General features: G+C 70.0%; 22 protein-coding genes. 7 read left to right on the top strand and 15 right to left on the bottom strand.

What is annotated here, in order from left to right:
- Positions 1–24 precede the first annotated feature (24 nt).
- Positions 25–1,263 (bottom strand): NAD(P)-dependent malic enzyme, encoded by a 1,239-nt coding sequence (locus ACZ3I4_RS38710; RefSeq protein ID WP_465387090.1) that lies wholly within the window; start codon positions 1,261–1,263, stop codon positions 25–27.
- Between the two features lie 145 nt (positions 1,264–1,408).
- On the bottom strand, positions 1,409–1,717 hold the full coding sequence (locus tag ACZ3I4_RS38705) for a S26 family signal peptidase (protein WP_465387089.1): 309 nt from the start codon (positions 1,715–1,717) through the stop codon (positions 1,409–1,411).
- Between the two features lie 86 nt (positions 1,718–1,803).
- On the opposite strand from ACZ3I4_RS38705, the gene sodN reads away from it, so the two are divergent.
- Both sodN and ACZ3I4_RS38695 read left to right on the top strand, forming a co-directional pair.
- The gene (sodN, locus tag ACZ3I4_RS38700; protein WP_465387088.1) at positions 1,804–2,208 is read left to right on the top strand and encodes a superoxide dismutase, Ni; all 405 of its coding nucleotides are present in this window, start codon (positions 1,804–1,806) and stop codon (positions 2,206–2,208) included.
- Between the two features lie 146 nt (positions 2,209–2,354).
- A complete protein-coding gene (locus tag ACZ3I4_RS38695; RefSeq protein ID WP_215796105.1) occupies positions 2,355–2,714 on the top strand; it encodes an ATP-binding protein in 360 nt (119 codons plus the stop codon).
- An 18-nt stretch (positions 2,715–2,732) separates the two neighbouring features.
- On the opposite strand, the gene ACZ3I4_RS38690 is transcribed toward ACZ3I4_RS38695, so the two are convergent.
- Positions 2,733–3,425 (bottom strand): FadR/GntR family transcriptional regulator, encoded by a 693-nt coding sequence (locus tag ACZ3I4_RS38690; RefSeq protein ID WP_465387087.1) that lies wholly within the window; start codon positions 3,423–3,425, stop codon positions 2,733–2,735.
- Positions 3,426–3,463: 38 nt separating this feature from the next.
- Complete coding sequence (locus ACZ3I4_RS38685) at positions 3,464–3,859, bottom strand: hypothetical protein (protein ID WP_465387086.1); 396 nt, start codon at positions 3,857–3,859, stop codon at positions 3,464–3,466.
- A 52-nt stretch (positions 3,860–3,911) separates the two neighbouring features.
- Here ACZ3I4_RS38685 and ACZ3I4_RS38680 point away from each other — a divergent pair, with 52 nt between their 5' ends.
- From ACZ3I4_RS38680 to ACZ3I4_RS38670, 3 genes are all read left to right on the top strand, one after another.
- Complete coding sequence (locus tag ACZ3I4_RS38680; RefSeq protein ID WP_465387085.1) at positions 3,912–4,862, top strand: diacylglycerol/lipid kinase family protein; 951 nt, start codon at positions 3,912–3,914, stop codon at positions 4,860–4,862.
- A gap of 426 nt (positions 4,863–5,288) precedes the next feature.
- Entirely contained in the window at positions 5,289–5,543 is a 255-nt protein-coding gene (locus tag ACZ3I4_RS38675; RefSeq protein WP_133874584.1) for a WhiB family transcriptional regulator, read from the top strand.
- Positions 5,544–6,667: 1,124 nt separating this feature from the next.
- Positions 6,668–7,366 carry an isochorismatase family protein gene (locus tag ACZ3I4_RS38670; protein WP_465387084.1) on the top strand — a complete coding sequence of 233 codons (699 nt, stop codon included), beginning with the start codon at positions 6,668–6,670 and terminating at the stop codon, positions 7,364–7,366.
- Here ACZ3I4_RS38670 and ACZ3I4_RS38665 read toward each other — a convergent pair.
- The 6 genes from ACZ3I4_RS38665 to ACZ3I4_RS38640 all read right to left on the bottom strand — a co-directional run bounded on the left by ACZ3I4_RS38665 (position 7,319) and on the right by ACZ3I4_RS38640 (position 13,549).
- The gene (locus ACZ3I4_RS38665) at positions 7,319–8,050 is read right to left on the bottom strand and encodes a sirohydrochlorin chelatase (protein WP_465387083.1); all 732 of its coding nucleotides are present in this window, start codon (positions 8,048–8,050) and stop codon (positions 7,319–7,321) included. The two genes, ACZ3I4_RS38670 and ACZ3I4_RS38665, sit on opposite strands and share 48 nt — an antisense overlap.
- Positions 8,032–8,796, bottom strand: a complete 765-nt coding sequence (locus ACZ3I4_RS38660) for a phosphoadenylyl-sulfate reductase (RefSeq protein WP_465387082.1) — start codon at positions 8,794–8,796, stop codon at positions 8,032–8,034. The genes ACZ3I4_RS38665 and ACZ3I4_RS38660 overlap by 19 nt, the downstream gene beginning before the upstream one ends.
- Positions 8,793–8,951: a hypothetical protein gene (locus tag ACZ3I4_RS38655; protein WP_465387081.1), complete on the bottom strand. Its 159-nt coding sequence runs from the start codon at positions 8,949–8,951 to the stop codon at positions 8,793–8,795. Before ACZ3I4_RS38655 ends, ACZ3I4_RS38660 begins: the two co-directional genes overlap by 4 nt.
- On the bottom strand, positions 8,948–10,633 hold the full coding sequence (locus tag ACZ3I4_RS38650) for a nitrite/sulfite reductase (protein ID WP_465387080.1): 1,686 nt from the start codon (positions 10,631–10,633) through the stop codon (positions 8,948–8,950). Before ACZ3I4_RS38650 ends, ACZ3I4_RS38655 begins: the two co-directional genes overlap by 4 nt.
- 293 nt (positions 10,634–10,926) lie before the next feature.
- Complete coding sequence (locus tag ACZ3I4_RS38645; RefSeq protein WP_465387079.1) at positions 10,927–12,474, bottom strand: sensor histidine kinase; 1,548 nt, start codon at positions 12,472–12,474, stop codon at positions 10,927–10,929.
- Between the two features lie 37 nt (positions 12,475–12,511).
- Positions 12,512–13,549, bottom strand: coding sequence for an SIS domain-containing protein (locus ACZ3I4_RS38640; protein ID WP_465387289.1), 1,038 nt, complete (start codon positions 13,547–13,549; stop codon positions 12,512–12,514).
- Between the two features lie 164 nt (positions 13,550–13,713).
- Between ACZ3I4_RS38640 and ACZ3I4_RS38635 the strand changes: the two genes are divergently transcribed.
- The gene (locus ACZ3I4_RS38635; protein ID WP_465387078.1) at positions 13,714–15,231 is read left to right on the top strand and encodes a tetratricopeptide repeat protein; all 1,518 of its coding nucleotides are present in this window, start codon (positions 13,714–13,716) and stop codon (positions 15,229–15,231) included.
- A gap of 7 nt (positions 15,232–15,238) precedes the next feature.
- Here ACZ3I4_RS38635 and ACZ3I4_RS38630 read toward each other — a convergent pair whose 3' ends face one another.
- Complete coding sequence (locus ACZ3I4_RS38630; RefSeq protein WP_465387077.1) at positions 15,239–15,457, bottom strand: biotin/lipoyl-binding carrier protein; 219 nt, start codon at positions 15,455–15,457, stop codon at positions 15,239–15,241.
- Positions 15,458–15,586: 129 nt separating this feature from the next.
- Between ACZ3I4_RS38630 and ACZ3I4_RS38625 the strand changes: the two genes are divergently transcribed.
- On the top strand, positions 15,587–15,661 hold the full coding sequence (locus ACZ3I4_RS38625; RefSeq protein ID WP_369752275.1) for a 50S ribosomal protein bL37: 75 nt from the start codon (positions 15,587–15,589) through the stop codon (positions 15,659–15,661).
- A gap of 62 nt (positions 15,662–15,723) precedes the next feature.
- Here ACZ3I4_RS38625 and rsrA read toward each other — a convergent pair whose 3' ends face one another.
- The 4 genes from rsrA to ACZ3I4_RS38605 form a co-directional block, all read right to left on the bottom strand.
- Positions 15,724–16,011, bottom strand: coding sequence for a mycothiol system anti-sigma-R factor (rsrA, locus tag ACZ3I4_RS38620; RefSeq protein ID WP_465387076.1), 288 nt, complete (start codon positions 16,009–16,011; stop codon positions 15,724–15,726).
- 6 nt (positions 16,012–16,017) lie between these two features.
- The gene (locus ACZ3I4_RS38615) at positions 16,018–16,818 is read right to left on the bottom strand and encodes a sigma-70 family RNA polymerase sigma factor (RefSeq protein ID WP_465387075.1); all 801 of its coding nucleotides are present in this window, start codon (positions 16,816–16,818) and stop codon (positions 16,018–16,020) included.
- Positions 16,819–16,883: 65 nt separating this feature from the next.
- Positions 16,884–17,477 carry an alpha/beta hydrolase family protein gene (locus ACZ3I4_RS38610; RefSeq protein ID WP_465387074.1) on the bottom strand — a complete coding sequence of 198 codons (594 nt, stop codon included), beginning with the start codon at positions 17,475–17,477 and terminating at the stop codon, positions 16,884–16,886.
- Positions 17,478–17,550: 73 nt separating this feature from the next.
- A complete protein-coding gene (locus ACZ3I4_RS38605; RefSeq protein WP_465387073.1) occupies positions 17,551–17,946 on the bottom strand; it encodes a WhiB family transcriptional regulator in 396 nt (131 codons plus the stop codon).
- Positions 17,947–18,600: the final 654 nt, after the last annotated feature.

Below are 18,600 nucleotides of genomic sequence, written 5' to 3'. Positions count from 1 at the left end.
CGACCATAGTGGTCGGCGGCCGGGTCAGAGCGAAAGCGGCGCGGGACGCTGCTCGGGCGCGACCGGCGCCGGACGGCGGGCCACGCCGTCGGCCTGGGCGGCCGCGGCGACGGCGGCCGAGACGGCCGGGGCGACCCGCGGGTCGAGCGGCGAGGGCACGATCGCGTCGGCGGTCAGGTCGTCCGAAACGACGGCGGCGATCGCGTCGGCCGCGGCCACCTTCATGCGGTCGGTGATCGTGCTGGCCCGCACGTCGAGGGCGCCGCGGAAGATGCCCGGGAACGCCAGCACGTTGTTGATCTGGTTGGGGAAGTCGCTGCGGCCGGTGGCGACGATCGCGGCGTACTTGTGGGCGATCGCGGGCGCCACCTCGGGCGTCGGGTTGGCCATCGCGAAGATGATGCCGCCGGGCGCCATGCCGGCCACCGCGCTCTCCTCGATCTGGCCGCCGGACACGCCGACCAGCACGTCCGCGCCGATCAGGGCTTCGGCGATTCCCCCCGTACGCCCGGAGAGGTTCGTCGTCGCGGCCAGCTCGGCCTTGACCGGGGTGAGGTCGCCACGGTCGGCGTGGATGATGCCGCGCGAGTCGCAGATGATGACGTTGGCCCCGTCGATGCCCGCGGCGATCAGCATGCCGGTGATCGCGACCCCGGCCGCGCCGGCTCCGCTGATCACCACGCGCAGGTCGGCGAACCGGCGGTCGAGCAGCTTGGCCGCGTTGCGCAGCGCGGCCAGCGTGACCACCGCCGTGCCGTGCTGGTCGTCGTGGAAGACCGGGATGTCGAGCTCGGCGTCGAGCCGGCGCTCGATCTCGAAGCAGCGCGGGGCGCTGATGTCCTCGAGGTTGATGCCGCCGAACGAGGGCGCCATCGCCTTGACCGCGGCGATGATCCCCTCGACGTCCTGGGTGTCCAGGCAGATCGGGATCGAGTCGACCCCGCCGAACTGCTTGAACAGGATGGACTTGCCCTCCATGACCGGCATCGCGGCCTTGGGGCCGATGTTGCCCAGCCCGAGCACGGCCGACCCGTCGGTGACGACCGCGACCGTGTTGGCCGTCCACGTGTAGTCGGGGTAGAGCTCCTCGTCGTCGGCGATGGCCTCGCAGACCCGGGCGACGCCGGGTGTGTAGGCCAGCGACAGATGGTCGCGGCTCGACAGCGGAACCGTCAGCGCGATCTCCATCTTGCCGTGTTTGTGCAGGTCGAAGACAGGATCGGCGGCGAGGGCGGGATCGAGTTCAAAGCTGAAATAAGACATGGGGACTCCAACCGGCATCAGGACGTAGGTCGACGAGGCGCCTATCGATCACAGCGGCGAGTTGTGCGCGGGATCGGAGCGCGATGCGGGGATCACCCGTAAGAAGCAACCGCGGAGCACGAGTGTGTGCTGCGGTTGTGCGACCTTAACCTAGCCGACCTACGCGCGGGTAGTAGCGAATCCACACCCGGCCGATGACATCCGCCACCCCGTACGCCCGGCTGTCGTCCTGGATCAGTTCGTTGTCGCCCTGAATCCACCAGCCTCCGTCCTGCGGCCGCACCGCCCGCTTGACCACCAGCAGGCCGGGCCGGGAGCGGAACCGCGCGACGACCACGTCACCGGCTCGCACGCGTGCGCCGCGGCGCACCAGCAGGGCATCGCCCGAGCGCAGGGCCGGGACCATGGACGGCCCGTGCACGAGCACCGCGAACAGTGGTAGTTGCCACCTCAAGGCATCAGTCCTCCGTCGCGTTACGGGCAGGGCCCAAGGGGTAGTGTCAACGACGGATCATCGCAAACTCGTATGGAGGAGTCCTGATGCGACTTCCGCGTTTCCTCATGCCTAGGACCGTGGTCAGCGCCCACTGCGACCTGCCCTGTGGCGTCTACGACCCGGCGCAGGCTCGGATCGAGGCCGAGTCCGTCAAGGCCATCGCCGAGAAGTACCAGGCGAACACCGACCCCGAGTTCCGCACCCGGGCCATCCTGATCAAGGAGCAGCGGGCCGAGCTGGTCAAGCACCACCTGTGGGTGCTGTGGACCGACTACTTCAAGCCCCCGCACTTCGAGAAGTACCCCAACCTGCACCAGCTCTTCAACGAGGCCACCAAGCTGGCCGGCGCCTCGGGCGCCAAGGGCTCGGTCGACCCGGCCGTGGCCGACCAGCTGCTCGGCAAGATCGAGGAGATCTCCAAGATCTTCTGGGAGACCAAGCAGGCCTGATTTCCGCGCTGCTTCGGCCGGTGCGCCCCACCCGGGCGTACCGGCCGACTGCGCTCAGCGACTAAAGTCTGCTGACGGTGGGAGGAGCAACGGTGACCCAGCTGACGGACACATACCCGGATCCGGCGATCGGTGACGACGTCGTCATGCTCACCGTGCCCGCCGACGGCGGCTACCTGGGCGTCTTGCGCACGGCGACGGCCGGTCTGGCCGCCCGGCTGCACTTCGCGCTGGACGAGATCGAGGATCTGCGCATCGCCGTCGACGAGGCGTGCGCGATGCTGCTGGCCATCGCGACCCGCGGCGCCGAGCTCGAGTGCCGCTTCGCCGTCACCGAGGACGCGCTGACCGTCGAGGTCACGGTCACGACCGTACGGGGGGCCAAGCTGCCCGCCGAGTCGTCCTTCGCGTGGAAGGTGCTGACCGCGCTGACCACCTCGGCCGCCGCCGAAGCCACCGGGCAGCGCGCGACGATCCGCCTGGTCACCCGTCGCACCGGCGCCTGACTCGGCGACCACCGCGGCTCAGCGCACCACCGCGGCCAGGTAGTCGAGATGCCGGGTCGCCGCCCGGGTTGCCGACTCCACGTCTTGCATGACGAGACACTCGAGAATCAGCCGGTGGTCCGCGTCGATCTGCGACCAATACCCCGGGGGCAGGTCGTCGGTGACCTCCGAGCCGAACTCCGCGTGATAGACCGGCCGCGCCACCAGCTCGAACAGCGGATTTTGGGTGGCCTTGGCGATGGCCATGTGGAACGCCGCGTGCGCCGCCATCATCGTTTCGAAGTCGTCCACGGCGGGGTCGAAGAACGCGCCCCGGATCTCGGCCAGATGCGTGTCGTCGCGGCGCATCGCGGCCAGCCCGACAGCCGGCACCTCGATCGCCCGGCGCAGCTCGAGCAGGTCGGCGAAGCCCACCCCGTCCGACTTGGTGAGCAGCGTGAACCCGGTGGTGAGGCTGTCGGCGATCTGCTCGGCGTCGGGATGCGCGACGAAGCTGCCCCCGGTGACCCCGCGGGTGGTCACGATCAGGTGCTGGCTGGCCAGCAGGCGCAACGCCTCGCGTACGGTGCTGCGGCTGACACCCGTCTTGACGCACAACTCAGGCTCCGGCGGCAGTCGCTCGCCGGGCTGCAGTCGTCCCGAGGTTATGTCGGCCCGTAACTCGTCCGCCAGCAGCTGATATGCGGGCGGCCGCACCGTTGATCCGGTCACCTCATCAGGGTAGGCCCTGACTCGCCGAATGAGGGCGTTTAATCGATGCCCAGCGCTCGCGTGCTGGCCGGGAGCACGATCAGCAGGCCGACGAGCACGCCCAGCACCATCAGGACCACGCCCAGCCACACCGGCCCGACCTGCAGAAGGAAGCCACCGGCGGCGATCGTGAAGAGCTGGATGACGATCGCCGGCCCGCGTGATCCCCGGGTGCGGCGGCCGAGCCCGCGCGCGACGAAGAAGATCGCCGCCACGCCGAGGGCGGCGAAAACGGTGAGCGCCACGGCCATGCCGACGTGAACCGACTCGCCGGTCAGATCGAGGACCACGAGATAAACAGTGAGCCCGGCCAGGGCCGCGCACTCCAGGTAGAGCAGCCGCACCGCCCACACCAGGCTCGCGGGGTTGTCAACGACTGCCTTCTCACCGGTCACTGGAGCACCATACCGACAGTGTTTTGGCGAGCTCTTTAGTACAGTGCCGCGCATGCGAGCGTTACTGCTGGTCAACCCCAAAGCTACGACCACCAGCGAGCGCACCCGGGACGTCCTGGTCCGGGCCCTGCGCAGCGCAGTCGAGCTGACGGTTGAATACACGACCCGTCGTGGTCACGCCGCGACGCTGGCTCGTTCCGCCGCCGAGAGCGGGGTCGACGTGGTCGTCACCCTGGGCGGCGACGGCACGGTCAACGAGGCGGTCAACGGGCTGATGACCGCCGAGGCCGTGCTGAGCGGGCTGACCGGCCCCCGCTCGCAGGTGCTGCCCGCGCTCGCCGTGGTCCCGGGCGGGTCGACGAATGTCTTCGCTCGCGCGCTCGGCCTGCCGCGCGACTGGGTCGAGGGCGTCGGCGTGATCCTCGACGGCCTGCGCGACGGGCGGCACCGGGTGATCGGGCTCGGCCGCGCCGACGACCGCTATTTCACGTTCGCGGCCGGCATGGGCCTGGACGCCGCCGTGGTGCGCCGGGTCGAGCAGGCCCGCCTCCGGGGGCGTACGTCGACGCCCGGTCTCTATTTCCGCTCGATCGTCGGCCAGTTCCTCACCGGCGAAGACCGCAAGTCCCCGCCGCTGACCCTCGAGCGCCCCGGCGAGCCGACCGAGTCCGACCTGGGCACCGTCATCATCCAGAACACCGCGCCCTGGACCTATCTGGGCGACCGGCCGATCAACCCGAGCCCCGGCGCCTCGTTCGACCGCGGTCTCGACGTGATGGCGCTGCGTGGTCTCGCCGTCACCAGCACGAGCCGCACGATGGCCCAGCTGGCCATGCGCAAGGCCGAGCCGCACGGCAAGCAGGTGCTGCACCTGCACGATCAGGACGAATTCACCGTGATCGCCAGTCGACCGCAGGCTTTCCAGCTGGACGGCGACTATCTCGGCGAGCGTCAGAAGGTGCACTTCGTGTCCGTTCCCGAAGCGCTACGTGTGATCTGCTGACCGCTGGGTAGGTCACCTCTGCGTCACCGGAACACCTCAACCTTACGATCCGTTACAAAAACACGGTCAAAAGGTCGGCACTGGGGCACGGACCGTACTACATTGATGGGAGCGTTGGTCAACCGGCTCTGGCGCAAGCCTCAGAACCGGACAAAGAGGGCGTGAGCCAGCTCACCCGCCCGGAGAAACTTCGGGCGCTACCCTTGACATCGCACGAGTTCGTGAAAGCATTCACAAGCGATAAGAAGTAACCGGTTGCTGCTTGCGCGCGTTCCTAATCCAGAAGCGCTGAACGGCATCCGATAACACAAAAGCTTGCTACGCACGGCGAGCCGAGGGTCACACACCCCACAGGCCGCCCGCGCACGCATAGGTAAACCGGTAACGCAATTCATCACCCAATCCGAAACAAGGAGTGTTGCCGCCATGGACTGGCGTCACGATGCGATCTGCCGCGACGAGGACCCGGAGCTGTTCTTCCCGATCGGGACGTCCGGCCCCGCGCTCCTGCAGGTCGAGCAGGCCAAGGCCGTGTGCCGGCGCTGTCCCGTGACCGAGGATTGCCTCACGTGGGCCCTCGAGTCCGGTCAGGATGCCGGCGTATGGGGCGGGATGAGCGAAGACGAACGGCGCGCAGTCAAGCGTCGTGGCGGCCTGCGGGTCGGCGCTCCCACCGCCTGAACCAATCCCCCACAGCATTTACGCCCCGGGCCGATCGGCACCGGGGCGTCTTGCTGTTTCCGATCGATTACTCAGCGCGCCGAATCCTGAGAGCTTCCCGAGAGGTTCGCCGACTGCGCTATTTCGATCACGTTCGGTTTCATCGAGAATCCGCGAAATGATCTCGAAATTGCGCCCCCGACACGAATGGTCCACATTCCGCTCACGCGCCGTGGAGTTCGGCGGAGCGCACAACCGGCGGTAACGCTGAGCTATGGTGACCGTCCTACTTATCCGGTACGCCACGTAGTGCCGGGCAACCGCAGTGGCGCGAACCCGGGGGTTCCTCGCGAGGTCCGCGATGGGGACGGCCGTAGCGCGGGCTGCGGCCGTGGTGCGGGGTTGACCGTGGCGCGTGGCGCCGCCCAGTCGTGTGGGACTCGCAGTGGCCGATGTGGGGGCCGTCCGTGGCGTGGGGGCCCGGCTGTGGCCGATGGCGGCCGTCCGTGGCCTGGGGCCCATGGCGTCGTCCGTGGCGCGGGTCGCCGTGGCCGTGGCGTTGTCCATGCGCGGGTCCGCCGTGGCCGGTGGCGTTGTGTGGCGCGGGCCCCGCCGTTGCCCGTGAGGTCTGTGCCGTGGGGCCCGCCGTGACGCAAGCCGTCCTCGGCAGCAAGTCGGCACAGTCTCCGGCCCTCGGGTGGGCGCTCCCTGTGGATAACTCGAACGGCTCCCGCCGCCGACGTGGGAGACTGTGGACAGTCGTCAGCGATCAAGCGGCGAGGCTCGGTAGGGTGGGGGTCCCCCGGTCGGGTGGGCCATGTTCAACGACCCTTATGCGGCCAGTCAGCGCATAGGCCGGTCTAGCGGGAACTCTCGGCGAAGCGAAGCGAAACGAAGCGAAGCCCAGCGAGCGCCACAGCCACCAACACCGCCCTCGGAGCCCCCCACGGCCGGCCCCAGGGCCCAAAGCGGCTCAGCGGACGCCACAGCGGGCCCTGAACAGCCTCGTGCCGCCTCCCGCGCGGAACGCAGAGCCGTCCCACCCGCAGCGCAGAGCGTCCCGGGTAAAACGCAGAGACAGCCTCACCGAGCACGACGACACCGACGGGCCTCCGCGGAAGAGCGACCGCGCTACCTTGCGCCCCATGGAACGGCGATTGCACGACTGGCGAATCGAACAGCGCGAGTACAACCGGCAGGAGTCCCGAAGGGGCCGCCGCCACGCCTACACCACCCTGACCCCCGCCCGCACGGCCCTGATAGTCGTCGACATGGTCCCGTTCTTCGTGACCGAGAACGAGTACACCTACGGCATCGTCCCCAACATCACGCGTCTTGCCGACGGTCTGCGCGCGGCCGGCGGCACGGTCGTCTGGGTGCTGCCCGGCTTCACCAAGCCCGACCCGGTCAGCGAGGAGTTCCTGGGGCCCGACATCGCGCTGATGTTCGCGGGCAGCGGCGGCGAGGGGCCGCTGCGTGACCGCCTGTGGCACGAGTTCGAGGTTCACGACGCCGACCTGCTGGTGGAGAAGACGGCCATGAGCGCCTTCTTCCCGGGTCGCTCGCCGCTGCCGGGGCTGCTGGCGGAGCGCGGCCTCGACACGGTGATCGTCACCGGGACCGTCTCCAACGTCTGTTGCGAGTCTTCGGTGCGGGACGCGAGCACGCTCGGCTATCGGGTGGTCATGGTGGCCGACGCCAACTCGGCCCGCCGCGACGAGGACCACAACGCGACGCTCTACACCGTTTATCGGACGTTCGGCGACGTGCGGACCACCGACGAGGTGATCGGGCTCTTAGGCCGCGGCGGGAACGGGCAGGCCGTTGGCGGCCAGGACGCGTGACGCGATGAGCCGGACCAGCCCGAAGTCGTCGCCCAGTGGTTCGGCCACCGACACCGCGCCGGCCGCGCGGGCGGAGCGTACGGCGAGGTCGTAGAGGAAGCCGGGCGCCAGGAAGTAGGTCGCCATGCCGACCCGCTGCGCCCCGGAGGCCCGCAAATGGGCCACAGCAGCGCCGGGGTCCGGCGGGGAGGCCGACGCGTACGCCGCCATGCACGGCACGCCCAGACGGGCGCTGAGGGCGTCGGCGGCCCAGGTGATCGTTTCCCGGGCCGCCGCGTTCCGGGTGCCGGCCGCGGCGAGCACGACGGCGTCCAGCCCGGTGGGGTCGAGACGCCGGACGAGGGCGTCGGTCAGCGCCGGTGACGGGCCCAGGACGTCGGCCAGCTTCACGTCGACGGGCAGCGAAGCCGCCTCAGCGACCACCGCGGGGATGTCGACCCGCCCGTGATAGGCCGCGGTCAGCAGCAGCGGCACCAGGACGGCCCGGCGACCAGGCAGCGACCGGAGCACGTCGAGGGGGCGCGGCCCGGCGTGGTCGAGGAACGACGCGTGGACGTCCCACGTGGGGTGGGCCCGCCGCACCGCCCGGGCCAGGGCCCGGGTGGACTCGGCCGCCCGCGGGTCCCGGCTGCCGTGGGCGACCAGGACCACCGCGAGACGGCCGGTCAGACGTGCAGTCCGCATTCGGTCTTCTCGAACATCGCCCAGCGGCCCGCGCGCGGGTCCTCGCCGGCCTTCGTACGGCGGGTGCAGGGCCAGCAGCCGATCGAGCCGTAGCCCTTCTTGAACAGCTCGTTCACCGGCACGTTCCAGCGGCCGATGTAGCGGTCCACCTCGGCCTGGGTCCAGGCCGCGATCGGGTTGACCTTGACCTTGCCCTTCTTGGGGTCGAACGCGACGACCGGCGTGTTGGCCCGGGTCGGGGACTCGTCGCGGCGCAGGCCGGTAGCCCAGGCGTCGTAGTCGGACAGGGCACGCTCGAGCGGTTCGACCTTGCGCAGGAAGCAGCACTCGTCGGGGCTGCGGGCGAACAGCCGCGGCCCGTACTCGCCGTCCTGCTGGCCGACCGTCTTGCGCGGGCGGATCGAGCGCACGTTGACGTCCATGGTGGCGGCCACGATGTCGCGCACCCTGAGCGTCTCGGGGAAGTGCAGGCCGGTGTCGAGGAACACCACGTCGACGCCGGGCGAGACCCGGGAGAAGACGTGCGCGACCACGGCGTCGGCCATCGAGCTGGTGACGCAGAACCGGTCGCCGAAGGTGTCGGTCGCCCACTTGGCGATCACTTCGGCGGGCGCGCCCTCGAGCTCGCGGCCGGCGTCGCGCGCCAGCGCCTCGAGCTCGTCGCGGGAGCGGCGCGCGGGGTCCTGGACAGCCGGGCCGGCGCCCAGGTTGACCAGATTGAGAGACGTAGCGGCCACGATGGTCATCGGTTCACTCCCTTGGACAGCAACCCGTTGAACTTGACCGTGAAAACCCGGGCGCAGGAGTGGCACTCCCACGCTCCGTGTGATGCCTCGTTGGGGAACAGGTTCTCTTCGCCGCAGTACGGGCAGTACAGGGGCGTCGATCGGGCGTCGCTCATTTGAGGAGCTCCTCGTCGGCGCGCATGACCCAGTCGGCGAACGCCTCGTCCTTCGACGTGCGTCCGTCCAGGTAGTGCCGGGCCACGCGTTCCACGTACGCGGGAAGCTCCTCGGCGGTTGCCTTGAGCCCCCGGAGCTTGCGCCCGAAGCCGGCCGTCTGCCCCTGCGCCATGCCGAGCCCGCCGCCCAGGTGGACCTGGAAGCCCTCGACCTGCTCGCCGTGCGCGTTCATGACCAGCTGGCCCTTGAGACCGATGTCGGCGACCTGGGTGCGGGCGCAGGCGTTGGGGCAGCCGTTGATGTGGATCGAGATGTCGGCGTCGAAGTCCTTGAGCCGCTCCTCGAGCCGGGCCACCAGTTCTTCGCCGCGGGCCTTGGTCTCGACGATCGCGAGCTTGCAGTATTCGATGCCGGTGCAGGCCATGGTGCCGCGCCGCCACACCGAGGGCCGCGCCTCCAGACCGATCTGGCGCATCCCGGCGATCAGCGGCTCGACCATCTCGTCGGCCACGTCAAGGACCAGGAGCTTCTGGTACGCCGTGAGCCGCACCCGGTCGGATCCGTGCGCCTCGACCAGGTCGGCCAGCTTGCTCAGCTGGGCGCCGGAGGAACGGCCGACCACCGGGGCCGCGCCGATGTAGTTGCGGCCGTCGATCTGCTTGTGCACACCGATGTGGTCGATCGGCTTGGCCGGCAGCTCGGGCGCGGGACCGTCGATCAGCGCGCGGCCCAGGTATTCCTTTTCGAGGATCTCGCGGAACTTGGCCACACCCCAGTCGGCCAGCAGGAACTTCAGGCGGGCCCGGTTGCGCAGGCGCCGGTATCCGTAGTCGCGGAAGATGCCGACGACGCCCTCCCAGACGTCCGGGATCTCGTCGAGCGGCACCCAGACGCCGAGCCGCTCGGCCAGCCGCGGGTTGGTGGACAGGCCGCCGCCGATCCACAGGTCGAAGCCGGGGCCGTGCTGGGGGTGGATCACGCCGACGAAGGAGATGTCGTTGGTCTCGTACGGCCCGTCGGCCAGCCAGGAGATCTGCGACTTGAACTTGCGCGGCAGGTTGGAGTACTGCGGGTCGCCGATGTAGCGGTCGAGGATCTCGTCGATCGCGGGGGTGCCGTCGAGGACCTCCTCGGTCGAGATGCCGGCTACGGGCGAGCCGAGCACCACGCGGGGGCAGTCGCCGCATGCCTCGGTGGTCTGCAGCCCGACGGCCTCGAGACGGCGCCAGATCTCCGGCATGTCCTCGATCCGGATCCAGTGCAGCTGGATGTTCTGCCGGTCGGTGATGTCGGCGCTGTCCCGGCCGAACTCGCTGGAGATCTGCGCGATGGTGCGCAGCTGGGCCACCGACAGCGCGCCGCCGTCGATGCGCACCCGCAGCATGAAGTACTCGTCCTCGAGCTCGTGCGGCTCGAGCACCGCCGTACGACCGCCGTCGATGCCCGCCTTGCGCTGGGTGTAGAGACCCCACCAGCGGAACCGGCCGCGCAGGTCCTGCGGGTCGATCGAGGCGAAGCCGGAGTGCGCGTAGATGTTCTCGATCCGGGCGCGGACGTTGAGCGGGTTGTCGTCCTTCTTGATCCGCTCGTTGGGGTTGAGCGGCTCGCGGTGTCCGAGCGCCCACTGACCCTCGCCGCGCGCCTTGCGGGGGCGAGCGGTCGGCTTAGCTGGGGTCGCCATGTCGGCGGTCCTCCTGGAGTCGGTGGGCGCGATCAGACGCTCACGGCTTTTGGAGGCTCGTGACTACGGTGTCAGGAGTGGCCGGCGCGTCTTGCGCGCCCGAAAAATAATTCGGACGGCGTCAGGAAGCCGGACACATCGCGCTGCGGACACGGCCGTAATCAACGTGGCGGCGAGCCACGAAGCGGCGGTCCAGAGCAGCGGTCATGTCGGCAAGCCTCTCACGCGGAACCCTTCTGGGCCAGTGCGGTCCAGATTTCGGGAGTGTGTCGAGGCCCACCAGATGGGATCGTTCAGCGCTTGCCCAACGGGACCACCAGCACCGCCTCCGTACCCCCGCCGGCCCGATTACGCAGCTCTATGCTGCCGCGCAGCTCACCGGTGGCCAGCGCGCGCACGATCTGCAGGCCGAGCCGCTGGCTGTCGTCGGCCCGGAATTCCTGGGGTAACCCCTGCCCGTTGTCGGCCACTGTTACGTGCAGTTGCTTGCGGAACCGGTGCGCCGAGACGACCACCTCGCCCGGTTCCACGCGGTCGGCGGGGGGCTCGTCGTCGTCCTCGGAGGCCGGGAAGCCGTGCTCGACCGCGTTGATCAGCAGCTCGTTGAGCACCATGACCAGCGACGTGGCGATCTCGGCGGGCAGCACCCCGAAGGTACCCGTACGGCGCATCTTGACCGGCACGCTGGTCGACGCGACCTCGGTGGCGGCGGTGGCGACCCGGTCGACGATCCCGTCGAACTCGACCGCCTCGTCGCTCGACATCGACAGCGTCTCGTGCACCAGGGCGATCGACGCGACCCGGCGCACCGACTCCTGCAGCGCGTGCCGGGCCTCGGGCGCGTCTACCCGGCGGGCCTGCAGACGCAGCAGCGCGGCCACGGTCTGCAGGTTGTTCTTGACCCGGTGGTGGATCTCGCGGATCGTCGCGTCCTTGGTCATCAGCGCGCGGTCGCGCCGGCGGACCTCGGTCACATCCCGGACGAGCACCAGCGCGCCGATCGGCACCCCGGCGGGCAGCAGCGGCAGGGCCCGGATCAGCACGGTCGCGCCGCGGGCCTCCATCTCCTGCCGGGGCGGTGACTCGCCGCGCAGGGCGGACAGGATCCGCTCGGCGGTGTCGTTGCCCTCCAGCGGGTCGGCGGCCAGCCGGCTGGTCAGCACCGAGAGCTCCTCGCCGACCAGGTGGGCATTGAAGCCGAGGCGACGGTACGCGGACTGGGCGTTCGGGCTCGCGTAGGTGACCTTGCCCCCCGCGTCCAGGCGGACCAAGCCGTCGCCGACCCGGGGCGCGGACGTGGTCTCCCCCGGGTGCCGGGGCGGCGGGAAGGTGCCGTCGGCGACCATCTGGGCCAGGTCGTCCGCGGTGGTCAGGTAGTTCAGTTCGAGCTGGGAGGGCGTACGGGCCGTGGAGAGGTTGGTGTCGCGGCCGATCACCGCGATGACCTCGCTGTAGCCCTCTTCGCGATCGTTCGGGTCGCGAAGGCGTACGGGAATCGCCTCGTGCCGGGCCGGGGTGTCGCCGTACCAGACCGGGTCGCCCTCGCGCCAGATCCGCTCCTGGGCGAAGGCGATGTCGAGGTGGGCCACCTCCGGGCCGCCGACGATCTTGCCGACCTGGTCGTCCTGGTACGCCGTCGGAGCCGTGGTCGGGCGCACTTGGGCCACGCACAGGTACTCGCGCGGCTGCCCGCCCTCCCGCTTCACCGGCACCCACATCAGCAGGTCGGCGAAGGAGAGGTCGGACAGCAGCTGCCAATCACCGGCGATGCGGTGCAGGTGGTCGATGTCGGCCGGCCCCAGGCCGGTGTGCTCCTCGGCCAGATCTCGCAACGTTGACACGGGCCAAGCCTGCCACGTGACTGTTTCCTGGAGCTTCCTAAAGCGTCGTGGTGACCTTTTTCAACCCGCGCGGCGAGTCGGGATCCTCGCCACGGGCCAGCGCCAGGGCGAGGGCCAGCTTCTGCAGCGGAAGGATGTCGAGCAGCGCGCTGTACCGCTCGTCGGTCACCGCGGGCACGGAGAGCCGCCCGGCCGCGCCCGGCACGTCGGTCGCGCCGATCGTCACCACGTCGGCCCGCCGCTCGCCGAGCCGGGTGACCACGTCGCGCATCGATTGCCCGCCCGGCCCGTCGCCCACGACGGCGAGCACCGGCACGTCCGGGTCGGTCATGGCCAGCGGCCCGTGCAGCAGATCGGCGCCCGAGAAGGCGAGCGCGGGCAGGTAGGACGTCTCCATCAGCTTCAGCGCGGCCTCGCGAGCGGTCGGGTAGGCGTACCCGCGCCCGGTCGTCACCAGCCGGGAGGCGAACCGGTACCGCTGCGCGAGGTCGTCGGCCGTCTGGTCGGCCAGCGCGTCCTCGGCCAGCTGGGGCAGCTTGTCGAGCGCGGCCCGCTCCTCGTCGGGCAGCGTGCCGTCCCCCGCCCGGATGCCCTCGACCAGCAGCAGAAGGGCGAGCAGTTCGGCCGTGTACGTCTTGGTGGCCGCGACCGCCCGCTCATGGCCGGCCGCGACGTCGATCGACAGCTCGGCCGCCCGCGCCAGCGGCGAGTCGGGATTGTTGGTGACCGCGAGGGTGAGGCCACCGGTCTCGCGGGCCACCTGCAGCACGCCGGTCAGGTCGGGCGAGCCGCCGCTCTGGCTGACGCCGACGACCAGCGTGCCGGTGAAGTCGGGCCGCGCGCCGAACAGCGTGATCGCGCTGGGCGAGGCGCTGGCCACCGGCAGGCCCAGCCGGATCTCGCTCAGGTACGCCCCGTAGAGCGCGGCGTGGTCGGAGGTGCCCCGGGCCACGAACACGACGTTGCGGGGCTTTCGGCGGGCCACCTCGGCGGCGACGGTCGCGATGGCGCCGGCGTGCTCACCCTCGAGCAACCGCGCGAATCCGCCCGGTTGTTCCGCGATGTCCGCGGCCATCCCCTGGCCTCGTGCTGTCACGTATTCCTCCCCTGATGAGCCGCTGTACGCTCGATTGCTGCGCAGTCTTGCAAGATAGAGCTTACTTCGTCAACGTTTCGAGCACTAATGCGCAGCGCTCCGCCTACTGACAGAAGGGACGATTTCCCCTACTGTCTTGCATCGTGGATGTACGCCGCGCCGCCGACCGCGCTCTTGAACAGGCAAGATCGGCCCTGGCGACGGATCAGCCGGAGAAGGCCGCCGATCACCTGGCCGGCGCGCTGGCTCACGCGCCCACCCTGCCCGAGGTCCACGAGATGCTCGGACGCCTCGCTGCCCGCCCCGGAGGCGGGCTCGACCTCTTCCGCGCCGGACCGCACGCCACCCCCGGCCGGCTCGCCGCCCGTGCGCACCTGCTCGCCGCGGCCGGCCGCCCCGAAGACGGTCTGCCCCTGCTCGCCGCGGCCAGCGGCCAGTCACCAGCGGCCGACTGGGCCGGCATCCCCTGGGTCGGTGAGCCGACTCTGGGCGTACGGATCGATCCGGCTCTTCTGGCTCAGGTTCTCATGCGGCTCTGCACCCGGGTGGGCGAACCGGCGCCGCCGACCCTGCGGCCCTATCTCAGCGTGGTCCGTCACGCGCTGGCCGCCTATCCGGAGCACGCGATGCTGCTCGGCGCCGGTTCCGCGCTGGCCCGCCGGGTCGGGGAGCACGACATGGCCGTCGACTGGGCCTCCCGCGGCGCCCGCGTCCGGCCGTCCAAGCTCGGCGAGATCTGGCTCGGGTACGCCTATCGCAGCGCCGGCCGCCTGCCCGAGGCGCTCGCGGCCCTGCGCCGCGCGGTGGCCCACGACCCCGACGACCTTTCCGTGTACGCCGACATCGCCGGCACGCTGGCCGACAACGGCCGCCTGGAAGACGCGCTGAGCTGGGTCGATCGCGCCCTCGAACGCGATCCCGACTACGACTGCGCCGTGCACACCGCGCACCGGCTGCGGCACCGCGCCGACGGCGATCTCATGCACCTGGTGCGGCTGGCCGACTACATCCGCGACCACCCCGACGAGTCGCACGAGCACACCGACCTGGCCGACTGCTGCCGCGACACCCCGTGGCTGAGCGGCGCCCCGGCCGCCGCGCCGCTGCCCCGCGGCAACGCGCCGGTGCCCGACGAGCCCACCGCCGACGCCGTACGCCGTCTGCGCCAGGTCGCCTCGCTGTCGTGGGCGCATCCACCGGCGGCGTACGACGCGGCCCTTCAACTGATCATGGTGGCCCCGGCCGACCTGATGGCGCTGCTCGCGCACCCGCCGGCCGACGTGGCCGCCCCCGAGATCTGGGCCTGCCTGGGGCTGCTGCACCACCGCTCCGAGGAGTCCTGGCTCGACTCGGAACGGCGCCGGATGCTGCGCGAACTGGTCGACGGCGGGGTCGACCGGGTCACCGAGGCCGCGCTGTTCGCCCTGATCGTGGCGGCCTGGACCGACCCGTCGGCGCGGGCCGACGTGGCCGGGGTGGTCACCACGAGGCTCACCGAGGTGGCGTCGCGACCCGGGGCTCGCGCGTTCGCCGAACTGGCCCTGGCCGCACCCGGCCTCGACCAGTCGACCAGGCAGCTGGCCACGGCGATGACCCGGGTGCCGGCCGTTCCCCGCCAGCGCGGCCGCAGCCGGCTGCTGCTGCGCTGGCGGCGTGGCTGACCGCGGATCAGCCCTGGATGATGGCGATCAGGTCGCCTTCCTGCACCACGTCACCCTCGTGCACGGCGACCTCGGCGACCGTGCCGTCGGTCTCGGCCACGACCGGGATCTCCATCTTCATCGACTCGAGGATCACCAGGGTGTCCCCCTCGGCCACGGTGTCGCCGCTCGAAGCCACGACCTTCCACACGTTGGCCACCATCTCGGCCCGGATCTCGTCGGCCATGGGGAACCCTCCTCGCTCACTGGTCGGTACGCGTCATCAAACCACGATTCACCGTCGGGCGAGTCCGGGCGCAGACGACGCGCCGACTACCATCGGCTCGGGAAACACCGCACGAACGAGGAGTCACCGATGGCCAAGAAGGCTCGCAAGAAGAAGGCTCGTAAGAAGAGCAGCGCGAACCACGGCAAGCGGCCCAACAGCTGAGCTTGCGTTCTTACGAAGAAAGGCCCCGCGATCGCGGGGCCTTTCTTGTGTCTTGTGCTACCTCAGGGCAGGTATTCCCGGGTCTCCACCTGGACCTCGAGCTGGTCGAGCTTGACCCGGAGCCGCTCCCGCAGCTCGCGCGGCGCCTTCTCGTCGCCGCAGCAGCGCGACACCAGCGCCTTCACCTCGTGCTCGATGCCGTACTCGCGCAGGCACCCGTCGCAGTCGTCCAGGTGCTTCTGGATCAGCGTCCGCCGGTCCTCGCTGCACTCCAGATCGAGGTAGAGGTAAACCTCGCTGATTACGAGGCCGCAGTCGGTTTCGTGATCCTCACCGTTCAGCGCGCTCATCTCTGGTCACGCCTCCTGCGGTTCCGAAGCGGTCCGGGTGATGCCCCGGTCGGCTGCGTACTGCTCCAGGGTCTTGCGCAGGTTGCGCCGGCCGCGGTGCAGTCGGGACATGACGGTGCCGATCGGCGTGCCCATGATGTCGGCGATCTCCTTGTACGAGAAACCCTCGACATCGGCGAGGTAGACGGCCAGGCGGAAGTCCTCGGGCAGGGCCTGCAGGGCTTCCTTGATGTCGCTGTCGGGCAGCCGGTCGAGCGCCTCGGTCTCGGCCGAGCGCAGGCCGACCGACGTGTGCGACTCGGACGAGGCCAGCTGCCAGTCGGTGATCTCCTCGGTGGGAGCCTGCACCGGCTGACGCTGCTTGCGCCGATACGAGTTGATATAGGTATTCGTGAGGATGCGGTACAGCCACGCCTTGAGGTTCGTGCCCTCTTCGAACTGGTGGAACGCGGAGTACGCCTTGAGATACGTCTCCTGCACCAGGTCCTCGGCGTCGGCCGGGTTACGCGTCATCCGCAGACCAGCAGCGTATAGCTGATCCACAAACGGCAACGCGTCCCGCTCGAAGCGCGCCCGGCGCTCCTCGGTCCGTTCTGTCTGGGCCACCCTGAGCTCTCCCCTCGACCGCCCCGCCGAGGATACGGGTAGTGCCCCTTCAACGCCTTCGAAAACCACCGGTGTGCTGACACTCACCGATGGTGTGGCCTTTACGGTCTCGGTGGCCGGCCAGTCGGGGGAATCCAGCAGATTCCGCACCCGGTCGACGTCCCGGCCTCCGCGCTCGAGGCTCTCGGTTCCGGCTCGCACCAGTAAAACCCCTTCCGACTTCAAGCTCCGGGGCTTACAACCACGCGGGCGCAACTTGCATTCCTTCAGACGGCCCACCCGTGCTTCCGCAGCCATCCAACGGCCAGATCGGCCGTTCCGGCGACGTCTTTGCGCAGGTCATGAGTGGCGCCCGGCCGCACGATCACCTCGACGTCGGCCGTCGCCGCGGGCACCCCGAACGCGTCCCGGTCGCCGTTCAGCACCAGCGTCGGCAGCCCCACCGGCAGTTCCCCGGCGCGGCTCTTCCCGGGCCGGCCCGGTGGATGCAACGGATACGCCAGGGCCAGCACACCCGCCGCCCCGAGCCCCGCCGCCGTCCGGCAGGCCACCCGCGCACCACTCGACCGCCCACCGACGATCAACGGCAGATTTCCCCGTACGCCCTCGATCACGGCCACCCAGGCCTCGTCCAGCTGCCCCGCCGGAGCGGGCGCGCGGCGACCCGCCACGCGATAGGGCTGCGTCACCAGCACGACCCGTACGCCCGCGGCCACCGCGGCGTCGTGCACGGCCCTGAGGTCGGGCGCGTCCACCCCGCCGCCGGCGCCGTGCCCCAGCACCAGCGTGCTGGCGGCCGGGCCGTCCGGCTCGGTGATCCGTACGTGGGCCGGCCCGCGGGGCGTCTCGATCTCGGTCACGCCCTATTTCACCAGCCCGCGCGCCTGGCCGGCACTCCCTTGAGGGTGTGCCGGCCGGCGGGCGACGAATGGGTCAGCGGCTGATCGGAGTGAGGCTGAGCAACCTGCGGTCTTCCTCGTCGGTGTCGTCGTCGACGGCTTCACCGTTCGGGCCGACGCGTTCGCGCCAGGCCACGAGCATCGCCCGGCGTTCGCGTGGGGTCGTGCCACCCCAGACGCCGTGGCAGTCGCCGACTTGCAACGCCCAGGCCAGGCACGGCCCCTGGACAGTGCATGTGCCGCACAGCGAGACGGCGCCCTCGGACGGTTCGTTCGGCGCCGGAAAGAACGTCTCCGGATCGACCGAACGGCATGCGCCGCGGGTCCGCCAAGCTTCGTCGGTGCGTCGTTCGCTGATCGCCTCGAGCAAGCGCGGATCCCTCCGCGCGATGGCTACCTCATGTGGACGCGGCATACGAGCCCGTGTCATCAGCCCACCTCCCCCGTGGGACCGGTACTGCATGTGGCAACGGGCTCGCACCGTGCGAACCTGCACCACTCCGGCGCAGTTTTGTATCGCAGGGTAGGAGATCAGAACAAGGGTCTTATCTATCTTGAAACAAAGTTGCCAATACGAAATGCGGACATCTATTGACAAACCTAAGTGTTGATCATGTCCCAGCTCAGGGCGCGGCCCGCCGATCGCTCTCTCGCGAGGCCGGCCGCCGCGGGGCGCTCGACACCGCGCGCCACGAATCACAAAAGCCGCTTACTTCGCGTATCAATTAGCGACTCGTTCGCGCGCCAGAGACCTCCATCGCGGCCCCGTCGGCGAGGCGCGAGGAACGTAGCAGAGCCCCCAACCCGAACCGGCACTGGGAAGCCACTCCCACAAGCGCATTACCCACCCTCCCTGGGGGCCACCGCCACGCCGAGTGTGGCGCAATTCGCCGATCTTTGAGGCCCCGCATGGGCTCCGCTGTGGATAACTCCCGAGTGTGGACAGCGCCGCGTCCACCAATGTGGGGCTGAGCTGCGCCTTTGCCGAGGTGGGACTGTGCCACGAACGGTGTTTCTGGCCCGATTCGCCGGATTTCGGTCCGGCGGGATGGGCACTGTGAGTAATGACCGCAGAGATCGTGGA

This window comes from Actinoplanes sp. NPDC021490 (assembly GCF_055562135.1).
Note: the sequence above shows the minus strand (reverse complement) of the source record. Positions and strands in the feature narration are given on the sequence as shown.